Consider the following 13,621-nt stretch of genomic DNA (forward strand, 5'->3'; position numbering starts at 1 on the left):
CGTCCCGCGCACGGCGCAGATGTGCCGTTCGCTGGACGTGCGCCGCACAAATTCAACGATGTGAAAATCGGGCCAAACCCGGCTTTGGGCTTACTTTTGCTGCGCCGTCATCACGATGCGGACGAGGTCGGCGGCGTTGCGCGCACCGAGCTTCTTCATGATGTTGGCGCGGTGATCCTCGATCGTGCGCGGGCTGATCCCGAGATGACGCCCGGCCTCCTTGTTGGAGGCGCCCGCGGTGAACTGCTCGAGCACTTCGCGTTCGCGGCGGGTCAGCGGCTCGCGGCCGGGAAAGTGCAGCGCGGCGATGCGCGATGCCGAGGTCTCGGCCTGGCGCCTGGTATAGGCGTCGATCGCCTCATTGAGGCGGCTGACGATCTCGTTACCGCGGAACGGCTTCTCGATGAAGTCGAGCGCGCCGTTCTTGATGGCGCTGACCGCCATCGTGATGTCGCCCTGGCCGGAGATCATGAAGATCGGCGCCGGATAATCCTCGCCGTGCAACTCCTTCAGGATATCGAGGCCGGATTTGCCGGGAATATGCACGTCGAGCAGGATGCAGGCGGGCGTCCGGCTGCGCGCCACCGCAAGCAGCGCAGCGCCGTCCGCAAAGCAGATCACCTTGTAGCCAGCCGTCGACAGGACCACGGAAAGCGTCTCGCGAACGGCGGGGTCGTCGTCGACTACAAAGATTTCTCCGCGAGGAGCGCCATTCTCAGCCATATGCATCGTCCATCAGTGGTGAAGCGTGCTGCCCAGACTGCACAAGAAGTAACTCGACCATCTCGATCAATGGACCCGTATTTGTACGGGACGTCCGCTTAACGCACAAGTAGCACCGCGTTCCCTAAAAGGGTGGCAGTGGAGAAACATGCATGGAAAATGCAGCGGCGGGCGGTGTTTCGGCGAGCCTGGACGAGGGCAGCGATCCCTACAATCTGATCGTGACGGACCTGGTCGCGCTGATTGGCCATGTCCAGGCCAGCCTGCGGCTGATCGAGGCGGCGATTGCGCGCGAGGCACTTCTGGCCGAGCAGGACGCAGCCGCCGACATCTTCGTGCTTGACGATGTCACCCCGCGCTACGCGGGGGCCTCCACGGTCCTGAAGGCCTGCGACGCCAATCTCGGCATGGCGCTCGATCGGCTACGCGATCCACAGGCGCCGGCGCGTCTGCTGAACTGACAGGCAGACTGCCGCCACCAAAATTCGGTGCCATCATGCAGATTGTGCCGACGACGGGCCCAACCCCCGAGGCGACGATCTGTTCCAGGTTCGGATTGGCGGCAGGCATCGCCCGCCCGGCCGGGTCAAGCCTTCTTGAGGTCAGGCCCTCGGCACGTCAGGCTCTGGCTCGCTCTTCGTCGGAGCCCGACCGCCGCTTGCTCGGCTTGCCCTTGAGGAAGCTGATGTCCATTTCGGTGCCGTTGACGCGGACCAGCTCGCAGCGGCGATAGGCGAGCCCGGTCGATGACAGCAGGAGGAAGAACTCCTTCAGGTTGAGCCCCTGAATGGAACCCTCGACGGTCAGCGCCGCGTCATTGTCGGAGATGGCATTGAGCTGGCAGTCGCGCCGCCAGGTGCCGTCGATGGCCATGATGCAGACATCGACGCCGCGGCTGAACGTGACACGCTCAATGGATTTGCCGTCCTCCGTCATCGCTCAATATCCGACCGCCATGGCAGCCTTCGGCATCGCAAGTGACGCCCGCACCCCGCTCGGCCGGTACAGGCCGCGACGCTCGGGAAGCGGCTTGAACGTATCGGTCAGGCCGACCACGGTTTCCGCGGCGCCGAGCACCAGGAAGCCGTCGGCCTCCATCAGCCGCGCAAGCCGGTTGAAGATGTTGATCTTGGTGTCCTGATCGAAATAGATCAGCACGTTGCGGCAGAAGACCACATCGAACGTGCCGAGCTGCGAGAAATCGTGCAGCAGATTGAGCTGACGATGCTGCACCATCGCGCGCAACTCGGGATTGATCTGCCAGAGTTCGCCCGACTGCTTGAAGTATTTGACCAGCATCTGGATCGGCAGCCCGCGCTGTACCTCGAACTGGCTGTAGATGCCGGCCTTCGACTTCTCCAGCACCTCCTGAGACAGATCGGTCGCGATGATCTCGACCCGCCATCCCGCAAGCGCAGCGCCCATTTCCTTGAGGCACATCGCCAGCGAATAGGGCTCCTGGCCGGTCGAGCCGGCGGCGCACCAGATCCGGACGCTGCGGCGCGCGGCGCGCGCCTTCAGCACTTCAGGCATGATGGTGTCGCGAAAATGGTCGAACGGCACCTTGTCGCGGAAGAAGAAGGTCTCGTTGGTGGTCATGGCCTCGACCACCTGGACGGTGTGCGTCGATGAGCCGGCCCTGATCTTGGCGACCAGGTCGGGGATGCCGGACAGGCCGCATTTGCGCGCCAGCGGCAGCAGGCGACTCTCGATCAGATATTGCTTGTCCGCGGACAGGTCGAGACCGGAATGGTCCTTCAGGAGCTTACGCAGATACTCGTAGTCGGGGGGCGTCACGGGAGCCTCGCAAAGGCAAAGGGTGAAACTGGGTGTCAGGCTTCGGCCGGCGTATCGAGCGCCAGCAGACCCACTTCCTGGAATTTCGCGATCACGATGTCCTTGTCGAACGGCTTCATGATGTATTCGTTGGCGCCGGCATGCAGCGCGCGCGAGATGTGGTCGATGCCGTTCTCGGTGGTGCAGAACACCACCTTCGGCACGTCACCGCCGGCCATGCGGCGGAGCTGCACGAGGAATTCGAAACCGTCCATCACGGGCATGTTCCAGTCGAGCAACACCGCGTCCGGCATCGCCTGCTTGCAGGCTTCGAGCGCGACCGCACCGTCCTCGGCTTCGATGACAGTGAATTCCATTCCCTCGAGGATGCGGCGCGCGATCTTTCGCACCACACCGGAATCGTCGACGACAAGACATGTCTTCATAGGTTGGCCTCCTTGTAGAGTCCGCCGTCTCCGCGGCGGAGCGTTACGCTGCAGCGAGTGTCTTGGAAGCTATCTTGGGCACCAGTTCGAGCACGCGATCGATATCGAGGACGACCATGAGCTGGCCGTCGAGGCGGTGGACGCCGCCGGCGAGCTTGGCCATGCGGGGATCGAGGTTGACCGGGTTGTCCTCGCGGCCGTCGTCGGGCAGCCGCAACACCTCGCCGATCTGGTCGATCAAAAGGCCATAGGATTCGCCGCGCTGGTCGACGCCGACCGCCATCGGCAACTGGCCGTCGTCGGCCTTCGGCAGCCCGAGCCGGGCGCGCATGTCGACCACGGTGACGATGCGGCCGCGCAGATTGAGCACGCCGGCGATCTCGCTGGAGGCCAGCGGCACCCGCGTCAGCCGCTCCGGCATGAACACGTCCTGCACCCGCGAGATCGGCAGCCCGAACAGCTGCCCGCCGATCACGGCGGTGACGTATTCGGCCATCGCGCCCTCACTGGTCTCGGTCTTGCTGGTCATCGATTGGTTTCCTTGCATCCGCTCAGGCCGCCCGGCGCAGTTCGGCGGTCTGCTCTTTCAGCGCCGCGATCAGCCCGGGACGGTCGAACTTGGCGACATAGTCGTGGAAGCCGGCCTGCCGGCCGCGCTCGATCGCCGCCGGCGACACCATCGCCGACAGCGCGATGATCGGCAGCCCGACCAGGTTGTGGTCGCTTCGGATGTTCTCGGCGAACTCGAAGCCGTTCATCTCGGGCATCTCGATGTCGGTCAGCACGACGTCGAACGCCTGCCCCGAGCGCAGCGCCGCGAGCCCTTCCTGGGCATTCGGTGCGGTCCGCACCTTGTAGCCGGCGGCCTTCAGGACCGGCGCCAGCATGTTGCGGAAGAAGGCGCTGTCATCGACCAGCAGCACCGACTGCGCGCTAGCCGAGGGGCGCATCTCCTTGCGCGAGAACCAGTCGGCGAACGCCATCGGCAGGAAGTGGCCGACATCGATCACCTCGGTGGCCTGGCCCTTGATCACGGCCGAGCCCAGAATGCCGTCCTGGGAGCCTGCGACCTCGATGTTGAGCTTTTCCTCGACGATGTCGATGATCTCGTCGACCACGAGCCCCATCGAGCGGCCGTCGTCGGCGAACACCAGGATCGGCTGCGCCCCCTGGGTCTGCACCTCGACCCCGGCCATCTGCACCAGCGGCATCAGCTGCTCGCGGTACTGCACCATGTAGCGGCCGTTCGAGAGCTCGATCTTGTCGGTTGCGATCTCCTCCAGCCGGGTGACGAGGCCGAGCGGCACCGCCTTGGGCTGCGAGGAGCCCGCGCGGAACACCAGCAGCGAGGTCAGCTGCTCGCCGCTATTGGCATGTGCGCTGGCATTGTCGTCGGCCATGTCATGGGCCGAGGAGCCGGACGCGCCGAGCGCCTTGGCGATCCCGTTGGGATCGATGATCATGATCACGGCGCCATCGCCCAGAATGGTATTGCCGGAGAACATGTCGATGTGCCGCAGCTTGGTCGACATCGGCTTGACCACGATCTCCTCGGTGTGGAACACGCCGTCGACCACGATGCCGAAGGTCTGGCTGCCGACTTGCGTCACCACGATGAAGCCGTTCTCGGCATCGGCGGTCGACGCACCGTCGTCGATCTTGAGCAGCTTCTTCAGATGGATCAGCGGCAGCAGCTTGTTGCGCAGGCGCAGCACGGCGGTGTCCTTGATCCGCTCGATGCGGTGCTCGGAGTTGGCGCGGGCCCGCACCAGCTCGACCACGGACAATTGCGGAATCGCAAAACGGTCGCCGCCGGCTTCCACGATCAGGGCGGAGACGATCGCAAGCGTCAGCGGGATCTTGATGGTGACGGAAGCGCCCTCGCCGGCCACGCTCTTGATGTCGATGGTGCCGCCGATCTGGTCGATATTGGTGCGCACCACGTCCATGCCGACGCCGCGGCCGGACACCGAGGTGACTTGCGCCGCGGTCGAGAAGCCCGGCGCGAAGATGAACTTGTGGATCTGGGCCTCGGTCATCTTCTCGAGCTCGGCCTCGGTGACGAGACCGTTCTGAAGCGCCTTGGCCTTGATCCGCTCGGTGTTGAGCCCGCGGCCATTGTCGGCGATGCAGATGATGATGTGGCCGCCCTCGTGATAGGCGGACAGGCGGATGGTGCCCTGCTCTCCCTTGCCGGCGGCGAGACGCTCGGCGGTGGTCTCCAGGCCGTGATCGGCGGAGTTGCGCACCATGTGCGTCAACGGGTCCTTGATCAGGTCGAGCACCTGGCGGTCGAGCTCAGTGTCGGCGCCGTGCATCTCGAGCTCGATCTGCTTGCCGAGTTCGCCGGAGAGGTCGCGGACGATGCGCGGCAGCTTCTGCCAGGCATTGCCGATCGGCTGCATCCGCGTCTTCATGACGCCTTCCTGCAGCTCGGCGGTGACATTGGAGAGCCGCTGCAGCGGCACCTTGAACTCGGTGTCCTCGTTGCGGCGGGAGATCTCCAGCAGCTGGTTGCGGGTCAGCACCAGCTCGGAGACCATGGTCATGAGGTGTTCGAGGGTGTCGACGTTGACCCGGATCGACTGGTTGGCGATCTTGTCGCCTTCCTGGACATCCTCGGTGGCGACCTTGCGGGCCGGCTTCCTGGCGGCCTCAGCCGGCTCGGCGGCGGGGGCAGCAGGCGCGGCGGCGACGGGCTTGGCGACCGGCGTCGGTGCTGCGACTTCGATCTCGGTCTCGCGGAAGGCGCGCTCGAGCTCGTCGAGCGAGACCTCGCCCGGACGTAAGGGGCGCTCCAGCGTCTGCACCACCAGCGTGCCTTCGCTCATCGCGGCCTGCACGGACGGCGCTTCGACCACAGGCACATCTTTTTCAGCAGCCGCCATCGCCGCCATCCCGTGCTCGACCATCGCCTCGAGCTGATCGATCAGGTCGCGGTCGTTGCCCTCGGGCTCGGCCTCGGTCGCCTCGAGCCCGCCGAGGATCTCCTTGATGCGGTCGATCGAGGACAGGATCAGCGTCACGGCTTCCGCCTTCACCGGCATGCCGTCGCGGAATTTGCCCATCAACGTCTCGCCGGCATGCGCCAGCGCTTCCAGCCGCGGCAGTCCGAGGAAGCCGCAGGTCCCCTTGATCGTGTGCACGAGCCGGAAAATATTGTCCAGGATCTTCGCGTTGTTCGGATCCTGCTCGAATTGCACCAGCTGGTTGTCGACCGTATCCAGGCTCTCGCTGCTCTCCGTCAGGAACTCGCGCAACAGATCGTCCATGGATAGGTCCCCTCAAGGTGCTACGGAACGCACGCCTCGCATCGATAACTTGGCCGGCTTCACGGCGACGTTAATTTTGTCGTCCGTGCAAATACGGACGATGAAGCCCTTCAAGCATGACGCATCACGACTTCGCGGCCTGCTTCACAGCAACAGACCATTACCACCCGGACGGGAAAGAGCCCGTTCCACCTATCGTCGCAATTTAAACGAAATGAGATTGAGGGACCTTCGGACCCGGCGGAACGCTGGCGGCTATGGCATCCGCCTGCGTCAGGACGCGGTCGCCCAAAGGTTGAGCGGGGGTTGCGCATGGGTCGAAACCGTCGGCATGGTTAAGCGAACCCAAAAGCGAAGGCGGCGGAGTTTCCTCCGCCGCCTCGATATCAGTCGTCTGTTGCGGCTACGCTTAGCGGAGCAGCTGCAGAACGCTCTGCTGGCTCTGGTTGGCCAGCGCCAGCGCGGACACCGCGATCGACTGGCGGGTCGACAGCGCCTGGCTGTTGGCCGCTTCCTCGTTGGTGTCGGCCAGCGTCAGGTTGGACGAGCCGGTCTGCAGCACGTTGATCAGGTTCTTCGAGAAGTCCTGGCGGATCTGCACGATCGACAGGTTCGAACCCAGGGTCGAAGCCTGGGTGCGCAGCAGGCCGCTCGCGTTGTTGAGCGTCTTCAGCGTGGCGTTGGCCGAAGCGTTGTCGATGAAGTCCGTGCCGGCCGTCAGCTTGGTGAGGTTGAGGCCGGAGGCATCGAAGGTGACGCCCTGGATCTTCAGCGTCGAGGAACCCGTCTCGTTGAAGGTCAGCTTGAGCTGATCGCCGTTGAGCAGGTTGATGCCGTTGTACGACGCATCCTGGGCGGTCGTGGTGATCTGGTCCAGGATGTTGTTGTACTGATTGACCAGGTTGGCGCGATTCGACAGGCCATTCGGATCCTGCACCGGGGCGCTGCCCGCAAGGCCGTTGAACAGCTTGCCGGAAGCAGCCGCCGTGCCACCGATGGTGCCGATGGTCGCGGACGCGGCATCGTTGGTGGTGCTGATGGTGAGCGCTCCGGCTGCGCTGAGCGAGGCCTGCAGGTTGTTGGCCGCCAGACGGGTGTTCAGGTCGTTGAGCGACTTCACCTGTCCTGCGCCACTACCAAACGTGATGTTGGTGGCGGTGCCGTTGCCAGTCGCGCCGATCGTCAGCGTCAGGCCATCCAGCGGCGACGGCGTCGCCACGGTACGTGCCTTGGTCGTGGCCGTGAGGCCGAACGCGGCCAGACCCGATCCGGAGATGTTGAGGTCCTGGTTGACGCCGGTGCTGATCTGCAGCGCGCCAGCCGATACGGTAGAGGCGGTGGTTGCGCCGGTGATGCCGTCGATCGCGGTGAGCAGGTCGCCGACCGTCAACGTGCTGCCCACGCCGGTGCCGAGGGTCACGTTGCCGGACGCATCGGTCGTCGACGTGGTCTGCGAGGTCGAGAACGTGATCGACTTGCCGTTGACGCTGATCGTGCCGGTCGGGGTCGCCGCCAGGGTATCGGAGTTGGTCGCGGTGACGAGCTTGGTGGCGGCCGTGATCGGCGCGGGCGTCGAGAGATTGTTGTTGACGACCGTTCCGGCGAGGGTGGCGTTGCTGTAGGTGGCGGTGCCGCGGATATCGTCGGTGGTGGCACCGGTGATCACGGCGGTCGTCACCTGCGACTTCTGGGAATAGCCGACTGCGGCCTGCAACGCCTGGTTGGCGACCGACTTGGCGCTGTCGACGAGCTTCTGCAGCGAGGTGATGCCGGTGTTGGCGGCCTGCAGCACCTGCACACCGTTGCCGATGCCGTCCAGCAGGTTGTTGATGTCGCTGGCGCGGTTGTCGAGCGACTGCGCCGTGAAGAAGTTGGTCGGATTGTCGAGAGCAGTGTTGACCTTCTTGCCGGTGGACAAGCGGTTCTGCGTGGTGGCGAGCAGGTCGGCCGTCGACTGCAGCGAAAGCAGGTTCTGACGGACCGATGACGAAAGGACGATGCCGGACATACTGATACCCTTCTGGATGAACACGATTGACGCGACGCCGTAAATTTCGCACGGCGACCGATGCCACACTGGTCCGTCCGCGCTACCCGTTCGTTAAGGGGCTGCTCCGTACAAATACCCAGAACGGCTTTGCCGGTAATGATGCGGCCACCGCGCAGACGCCCGGTTCGACGGCGCCAGTTCGCCGCCGGATCGATCTCGTGACAGCGAATTTGTCCTCGCTTTTGCGGCACTTGCGCACATGCTCGCACTCCTTGCCGCGGGCTTCGACATCCGCAACGGCAACCGCGACGACACACGCTTGGATACGCGTGAGAGTTAATGGAAATCAATAAATGCGGGACAATGTCGCAACCGTCTCGTCCTGGAGGCGCGGCATTCGAATCGCCTCGAACGCCGCGCAGGCCGATGCGGTTGCAGACCGTCTGCCCCCTAGAGGGTATAGAGTTCGCACCACAACCCTTGTGCTATTGGAAAGGCAAGCTATGTTCGCACTCCACACGCCAAGAGTAGGTGATGCGAGACCGTAGTGCTCCCGCCCTCGGCAGGAGCTCCAATGACCGCGGTACCGCGTCCGCCCAATCGTCTGTTGCAAGCACTTCCCTCCACGGAATACGCGCAACTTCATCCCCTTCTGGAAACCGTCGACCTGACCAAGGAAACGGTGCTCGCCGATGCAGGTGCGCTGGTGCAGCGGGTGTATTTCCCGCACGGCGGCGTAGTCTCGATGATGGTCAATCTGTCCGACGGGCAATCCGTCGAAATTGCAACCATCGGTCGTGACGGCATCGTCAGCGCATCCGCCGCCCTGCGTGAGCGGCCGCCGCTCGCCGATGCGATCGTGGTGGTGCCGGGCACGGCATCGATGATGCGGGCGGAAGATTTCCGCGAAGCCGCCAATCGCAGCGTGGAATTCCGGACCCTGGTTGCTCTCTATGAGCAGGCGCTGATGGCGCAGACCCAGCAATCCGTCGCCTGCAACGTGTCGCATCCGGTGGAGGCGCGGCTGTCGCGCTGGCTACTGCGCGCACGCGACCTGTGCGGCAGCGAAGCCTTGCCGCTGACCCAGGAGATGCTGGCGCAGATGATCGGTGTACGGCGCAATGCGGTTTCGATCGTCGCGCATGGGTTTCAGCAGGCCGGCATCCTGCGCTACAGCCGCGGCCATATCGAGATCACCGATATCGAGGGCCTGCGGAAGGCGACGTGTGAATGTTATGCGACCGTAAAGGCGCACGCCGAACAATTGATCGGGCCGGAAGATTGATCGCGGGCGCGCAGACGCTCAACTGATTTGCCAGACAACACAACGCGATCCTGTGGCGATAGCTGTTCCTAATGGAACCAAGATGTGTTTCCATTGGAACCGAGTCATGCCAGAATAGGTTGCAAGCAAGCCCAGCTGCACGCGTCAGCCCCGATGACCAGAGACAAACTTTGCCGGGAGGCAGGAGGTTGCTTTGGAGACGGTTCCGCGATCGCCCAACGGATTTCTGTCTTCGCTCGCGGAGAGCGATTTTGAGCTGATCCGGCCCCATTTGCGGACGGTCGACCTCGCCGCCGATTCGGTCCTGATCGAGACCGACGCGATGCTCAAGCGGACCTACATGCCGCACAAGGGGGTGATCTCGCTGGTGGTCAAACTGGCCAGAGGCGTGTGCGTCCAGATCGCGATGGTCGGCCGCGGCAGTATCTACGGTGCGTTCGCGGGGCTCGGTGAAGCCCCCACGCTGAACAGCGCCGTGGTGCTGGTGCCGGGCGTCGCTTCGACGATCGAGGTCGAAGCCTTGCGGGCGGCCGCCGGCCAGAGTCCGACCCTGCGAGGGATGCTGATTCGGCACGGTCTCGCCGTCTATGCCCAAATCCAGCAGACCGCCGGCTGCAACGCCGCGCACACCGTGGAGTCGCGGCTGGCCCGGTGCCTGCTGCACACGCGCGATCTCTCCGGCAGCAACAAGATCGCCCTGACGCAGGAGGCAATGGCGCAGATGATCGGCGCACGGCGCAACAGCGTGTCGCTGGTCGCACATACCTTGCAACAGGCGAATTTCATCCACTACAGCCGCGGCCATATCGAGATCACCAATGCGGATGGGCTGATCCGGACCGCGTGCGAGTGCTACGCCACGGTCAAGGCGCAATATGCGCGGCTGCTGAGTTGCCAGGAAACCGGCGGCTAGCGCTCGCCATTCTTGACGCGTCTTGCTCACGCGAACCGCTACCCGCTTCGCACAACAACGCTCCCGCCGGCGTACAAGCCGTACTTCTACGGCGTGCGATTTTCACCGTCGGATAACGCTACATCCGCAAAGTCGCGTCGACGCACGGGGGAGCCGATGTTCACGTACGAGACCACCGACCGGAAGGAAGCCCGGCGCTTCCGCATGGCCCAGTTCAACGGCCGGCCCGCCACCGTCAGGTCAGCCGGCGCGACGGTCACGGGACGCGTGCGCGCGATCGTCGAAAGCAAGTCCGGCGCGACGGCGGCATGGGTGGTCACGATCGTCCCGGACGAGCCGAAGTCGTCCGTCCCAGCCGCGCGGCCCGCGCCGCGCCTGTGCTTCGCCGCGGAAGACGATTTCTGAAAGCCGCGAACCGGTACCCACCCGCATCGAGTGCGGGGCAGCTTCCCTTCAAAACGCTTTATGCGGAATGCAACAAGGCCTTGCGGACCAGATCTGCGGTGTTGCGCGCACCGAGCTTGCGCATGGCCTCGGCGCGATGGCTCTCGAACGTGCGCGGGCTGATGTTCATCCGCAGCGCGCCCTGCTTGTTGGAATAGCCGTCGCTGATCAGGCTGAGCACCTCACGCTCGCGCTTGGTCAGCGGCTTGCGGCCTGCCTCCGGCGTGAACATGACCTCGGGCGACCGGGCACCTGCCGGCTTGTCGTCAAGCTGTGGCCTGAGATCGCTGGCCGGAATCGCATTCGGATAGAGATCGGAGATCTGCTTCAGCATCGCGGACACCCGCTCGGTCTGCTCGAGCGCGTTCTCGATCACCTGCCGCAAATAGACGCCGTTGCCGGGCGCATGCGCGAACTGCTGACTGTGCTGTTTGAGCTCGTTCATATAGAGCAGCAGCGCCGTCACCGGCCCGTTGAACTGCCGGACGATCGCCGCACCGGCGTCCGCGGTCACCTGCGCTCGCGGCGCAGCAGTTCCCGCAATCTCGGGCGGCTGCGCCTCGAGCGTCGCGGTTCCGCCCATCCATGTCGGAAGGCGCGCTTCGGCTAGGTTGTCATGTTGCGTCATAAGTATGGTTTACCGAAGGTGAACTTGTGGCCGCGTTAACACGGGACTCCGTAAAACTACGGGTGACGCAACTGTGACCATAGGCCCCGACCCGCCAAGCAGGCGCAGATTACCGCTGATTTGGCAACGAATCTCGCTTATCCGAGTCGAACTACAGTATTCTTACGGGACGCTGGGGGCGTTCCGTTCCCGTTATCCCGCTGGTGGATTTTTACCTTCCAAAAGGGCTTTGCCTGGCGCATCCGCTCCCTTTCTTTGGGCTGAATGGGCAGGATTCGCGCCGCCTATCGGGCATCAAGGGCGCCGGAGCCGAAGGAATTTCTGCAGGAAGCGTCCCGAAAGGACGAACCTGAACCACCAAAACGCCATTCGCCGGGTCGACATCGATCATCCCTCCGGACACCGGGATCGCGTCGGCTTACCGCACGTTGGACCGAGCCCGTATGAGGCGGGTCACATCGGCCCCGGGGCAGGTTGGGGGGCGTCGGGTCAGGTGAATGTCAATTTACAGCCCCGGCATGCACCGCGATGATCGCCGCCTCTCGATCAACAACAAACGGGCACGGCAATGAAGCGAGGGCGGAACGGGCGGAATGCATCCTGGACGGCGATTGCGGCGCTCGCCGCAACGCTGCTGTTCGGCACCGGCGCGCGTGCCCAGACCGCGCCGACCGGCAATGCGGCGCCGACGTCGGACAACGCGATCATGGTCACCATCTTCTTCAAGCATGATCAGTCGCGCCCGCTCAGCGAGTTGAATGCGCAGCTCGAGCGGCAGGGCTTCTACAAGGCGTTTCCGCCGGATGGTGTCGAGGTCGTGAGCTGGTATGTGATGATGGGAGTCGGGCAGGTGGTGACCCTGCGGCTGCCGGCATCGCGGCTGCGCGAGGTCAATCGCGTCATCGAGAACAGCGCCTGGGGCGCCTATCACACCGAGTTCTATCCGACCTACGACTACAAGGCGGTCGGCATCGGCAATCACGAGAAGGCGAAGCAGTGACCGGTCGGGTCAGGTGCGCTTGCTGGACTTTTCACTCTTCGGTAGATAAGGCCATCGCGGCGACGGAAGTCCAATCATGACAAGAACCGAGCGTACCTCAAGCGCGCCCCGCAGGCGCCGGCTGCGCGGCCGACTGGCCTTCGCGCTTGCCTTGCTGGCGTCGATCGCCTCCCATCCGGGCCGAGCGCCCGCTGCTGCCGACGATACCACGCCCTTCGCCGCCTGGGCCGTGTTGTACGAGGAGGACACGAGCGATCCGTATGGCCGGAAGCTGCTGGGTTCGGTCGTCTGGCACACCGATACGATCAAATCGGCCGGCGCGCCCGATGAAACGATCGTGCTCGCCGACGTCGACATCCCGAAGCGCTTCAAGATGACGCTGACGCTCAAGCGCAACACGGACAAGGTGCTTCCGGCCAGCCATCTGATTGAGCTGACATTCGTGCCGGTCCCCGGATACATCGGGCAGCGCATCAACAACGTGGCGGGGATATTGACGAAATCGACCGAGCAGGGACGAGGCACCGCGCTCGCCGGCATTTCCGCCAGGGTCACCGACAATATGTTCATGATCGGCCTGTCGAATGGCCAGGTCGACCGGCAGCGCAACCTGCTGGCGCTCAAGGAGCGAGCTTGGTTCGATATCGCGATCGTCGACGGCAATCAGCACCGCGCGATCCTGGCGGTCGAAAAAGGGGCTGCGGGAGATTCCGCTTTCACCTCGGCATTGTCCGCCTGGGGGCAGGACTAGACGAAGAGCACGCCCCGACGTGCCGGTTCCGGCTCAGTCAGAACCGGCTTACCATTGGACCTGCTCCGCGGCCTAAAGCGCGATGTGATTAGGTTGAATCGTCACGCGCTTTAGCTTTTTGACTGAGCACGATCTTTTCGGAAAACCGCTTCGCACTTTTCCGGATCATGCTTTAGGCGTGGGCCCGCGAGCGCTGGCTCAGCCGCTTGGCCAGTGTCCGCAAATCCTCGCGGCGCCCGCTGCAAAGCAGGCGGCTGAATTCGTCGGGATCGATGCAGGCAGGCGGGAAGTCGGCTGGGTTGCGTGCGACGCGGCGTAGCCAGGTCAATCGGAAGAGACGCTTGAGCATCTTCATGGTTGTTAGCCCCGATGAGCGTCTGTGTTAAATCGCGG

General features: G+C 64.0%; 15 protein-coding genes. 6 read left to right on the forward strand and 9 right to left on the reverse strand.

Annotated elements, in window-relative coordinates; all coding sequences use genetic code 11:
- Positions 1-90 precede the first annotated feature (90 nt).
- The gene (locus ACVISU_RS19715) at positions 91-723 is read right to left on the reverse strand and encodes a response regulator transcription factor (protein ID WP_050404432.1); all 633 of its coding nucleotides are present in this window, start codon (positions 721-723) and stop codon (positions 91-93) included.
- 152 nt (positions 724-875) lie between these two features.
- Between ACVISU_RS19715 and ACVISU_RS19720 the strand changes: the two genes are divergently transcribed.
- Positions 876-1,184 carry a hypothetical protein gene (locus tag ACVISU_RS19720; protein WP_456708028.1) on the forward strand — a complete coding sequence of 103 codons (309 nt, stop codon included), beginning with the start codon at positions 876-878 and terminating at the stop codon, positions 1,182-1,184.
- A gap of 157 nt (positions 1,185-1,341) precedes the next feature.
- Here ACVISU_RS19720 and ACVISU_RS19725 read toward each other — a convergent pair whose 3' ends face one another.
- The 6 genes from ACVISU_RS19725 to ACVISU_RS19750 all read right to left on the reverse strand — a co-directional run bounded on the left by ACVISU_RS19725 (position 1,342) and on the right by ACVISU_RS19750 (position 8,225).
- Positions 1,342-1,659 carry a hypothetical protein gene (locus ACVISU_RS19725; RefSeq protein WP_050404430.1) on the reverse strand — a complete coding sequence of 106 codons (318 nt, stop codon included), beginning with the start codon at positions 1,657-1,659 and terminating at the stop codon, positions 1,342-1,344.
- A 3-nt stretch (positions 1,660-1,662) separates the two neighbouring features.
- Positions 1,663-2,520 (reverse strand): CheR family methyltransferase, encoded by an 858-nt coding sequence (locus ACVISU_RS19730; RefSeq protein ID WP_050404429.1) that lies wholly within the window; start codon positions 2,518-2,520, stop codon positions 1,663-1,665.
- A 35-nt stretch (positions 2,521-2,555) separates the two neighbouring features.
- Complete coding sequence (locus ACVISU_RS19735; RefSeq protein ID WP_050404428.1) at positions 2,556-2,945, reverse strand: response regulator; 390 nt, start codon at positions 2,943-2,945, stop codon at positions 2,556-2,558.
- Positions 2,946-2,988: 43 nt separating this feature from the next.
- Positions 2,989-3,474: a chemotaxis protein CheW gene (locus tag ACVISU_RS19740; RefSeq protein WP_456708029.1), complete on the reverse strand. Its 486-nt coding sequence runs from the start codon at positions 3,472-3,474 to the stop codon at positions 2,989-2,991.
- A 22-nt stretch (positions 3,475-3,496) separates the two neighbouring features.
- Positions 3,497-6,217 (reverse strand): hybrid sensor histidine kinase/response regulator, encoded by a 2,721-nt coding sequence (locus tag ACVISU_RS19745; protein WP_456708030.1) that lies wholly within the window; start codon positions 6,215-6,217, stop codon positions 3,497-3,499.
- Between the two features lie 409 nt (positions 6,218-6,626).
- Positions 6,627-8,225 carry a flagellin N-terminal helical domain-containing protein gene (locus ACVISU_RS19750; RefSeq protein WP_456708031.1) on the reverse strand — a complete coding sequence of 533 codons (1,599 nt, stop codon included), beginning with the start codon at positions 8,223-8,225 and terminating at the stop codon, positions 6,627-6,629.
- Between the two features lie 556 nt (positions 8,226-8,781).
- Here ACVISU_RS19750 and ACVISU_RS19755 point away from each other — a divergent pair.
- The 3 genes from ACVISU_RS19755 (at position 8,782) to ACVISU_RS19765 (ending at position 10,810) form a co-directional block, all read left to right on the forward strand.
- Positions 8,782-9,492, forward strand: a complete 711-nt coding sequence (locus tag ACVISU_RS19755; RefSeq protein ID WP_456708032.1) for a Crp/Fnr family transcriptional regulator — start codon at positions 8,782-8,784, stop codon at positions 9,490-9,492.
- 193 nt (positions 9,493-9,685) lie between these two features.
- Positions 9,686-10,405: a Crp/Fnr family transcriptional regulator gene (locus ACVISU_RS19760; RefSeq protein WP_050405487.1), complete on the forward strand. Its 720-nt coding sequence runs from the start codon at positions 9,686-9,688 to the stop codon at positions 10,403-10,405.
- A gap of 156 nt (positions 10,406-10,561) precedes the next feature.
- Positions 10,562-10,810: a hypothetical protein gene (locus ACVISU_RS19765; RefSeq protein WP_050405486.1), complete on the forward strand. Its 249-nt coding sequence runs from the start codon at positions 10,562-10,564 to the stop codon at positions 10,808-10,810.
- Positions 10,811-10,868: 58 nt separating this feature from the next.
- Here the strand turns inward: ACVISU_RS19765 and ACVISU_RS19770 are convergent, their stop codons facing one another.
- Positions 10,869-11,477, reverse strand: a complete 609-nt coding sequence (locus ACVISU_RS19770; RefSeq protein ID WP_456708033.1) for a helix-turn-helix domain-containing protein — start codon at positions 11,475-11,477, stop codon at positions 10,869-10,871.
- 568 nt (positions 11,478-12,045) lie between these two features.
- Here ACVISU_RS19770 and ACVISU_RS19775 point away from each other — a divergent pair.
- Together ACVISU_RS19775 and ACVISU_RS19780 are read left to right on the forward strand one after the other, a co-directional pair.
- Positions 12,046-12,477 carry a hypothetical protein gene (locus tag ACVISU_RS19775; RefSeq protein WP_456708034.1) on the forward strand — a complete coding sequence of 144 codons (432 nt, stop codon included), beginning with the start codon at positions 12,046-12,048 and terminating at the stop codon, positions 12,475-12,477.
- Between the two features lie 76 nt (positions 12,478-12,553).
- A complete protein-coding gene (locus ACVISU_RS19780) occupies positions 12,554-13,228 on the forward strand; it encodes a hypothetical protein (protein ID WP_456708035.1) in 675 nt (224 codons plus the stop codon).
- Positions 13,229-13,400: 172 nt separating this feature from the next.
- Here the strand turns inward: ACVISU_RS19780 and ACVISU_RS19785 are convergent, their stop codons facing one another.
- Positions 13,401-13,583, reverse strand: a complete 183-nt coding sequence (locus ACVISU_RS19785; RefSeq protein ID WP_050405482.1) for a hypothetical protein — start codon at positions 13,581-13,583, stop codon at positions 13,401-13,403.
- Positions 13,584-13,621: the final 38 nt, after the last annotated feature.

This window comes from Bradyrhizobium sp. USDA 4452, from assembly GCF_054063575.1.

What these genes read in the sequence shown, in the direction of transcription:
- ACVISU_RS19715 (WP_050404432.1), bottom strand. Translation starts at nt 723, where the DNA reads ATGGCTGAGAATGGCGCTCCTCGCGGAGAAATCTTTGTAGTCGACGAC.
- ACVISU_RS19720 (WP_456708028.1), top strand. Translation starts at nt 876, where the DNA reads ATGGAAAATGCAGCGGCGGGCGGTGTTTCGGCGAGCCTGGACGAGGGC.
- ACVISU_RS19725 (WP_050404430.1), bottom strand. Translation starts at nt 1,659, where the DNA reads ATGACGGAGGACGGCAAATCCATTGAGCGTGTCACGTTCAGCCGCGGC.
- ACVISU_RS19735 (WP_050404428.1), bottom strand. Translation starts at nt 2,945, where the DNA reads ATGAAGACATGTCTTGTCGTCGACGATTCCGGTGTGGTGCGAAAGATC.
- ACVISU_RS19740 (WP_456708029.1), bottom strand. Translation starts at nt 3,474, where the DNA reads ATGACCAGCAAGACCGAGACCAGTGAGGGCGCGATGGCCGAATACGTC.
- ACVISU_RS19745 (WP_456708030.1), bottom strand. Translation starts at nt 6,217, where the DNA reads ATGGACGATCTGTTGCGCGAGTTCCTGACGGAGAGCAGCGAGAGCCTG.
- ACVISU_RS19750 (WP_456708031.1), bottom strand. Translation starts at nt 8,225, where the DNA reads ATGTCCGGCATCGTCCTTTCGTCATCGGTCCGTCAGAACCTGCTTTCG.
- ACVISU_RS19755 (WP_456708032.1), top strand. Translation starts at nt 8,782, where the DNA reads ATGACCGCGGTACCGCGTCCGCCCAATCGTCTGTTGCAAGCACTTCCC.
- ACVISU_RS19765 (WP_050405486.1), top strand. Translation starts at nt 10,562, where the DNA reads ATGTTCACGTACGAGACCACCGACCGGAAGGAAGCCCGGCGCTTCCGC.
- ACVISU_RS19770 (WP_456708033.1), bottom strand. Translation starts at nt 11,477, where the DNA reads ATGACGCAACATGACAACCTAGCCGAAGCGCGCCTTCCGACATGGATG.
- ACVISU_RS19775 (WP_456708034.1), top strand. Translation starts at nt 12,046, where the DNA reads ATGAAGCGAGGGCGGAACGGGCGGAATGCATCCTGGACGGCGATTGCG.
- ACVISU_RS19780 (WP_456708035.1), top strand. Translation starts at nt 12,554, where the DNA reads ATGACAAGAACCGAGCGTACCTCAAGCGCGCCCCGCAGGCGCCGGCTG.
- ACVISU_RS19785 (WP_050405482.1), bottom strand. Translation starts at nt 13,583, where the DNA reads ATGAAGATGCTCAAGCGTCTCTTCCGATTGACCTGGCTACGCCGCGTC.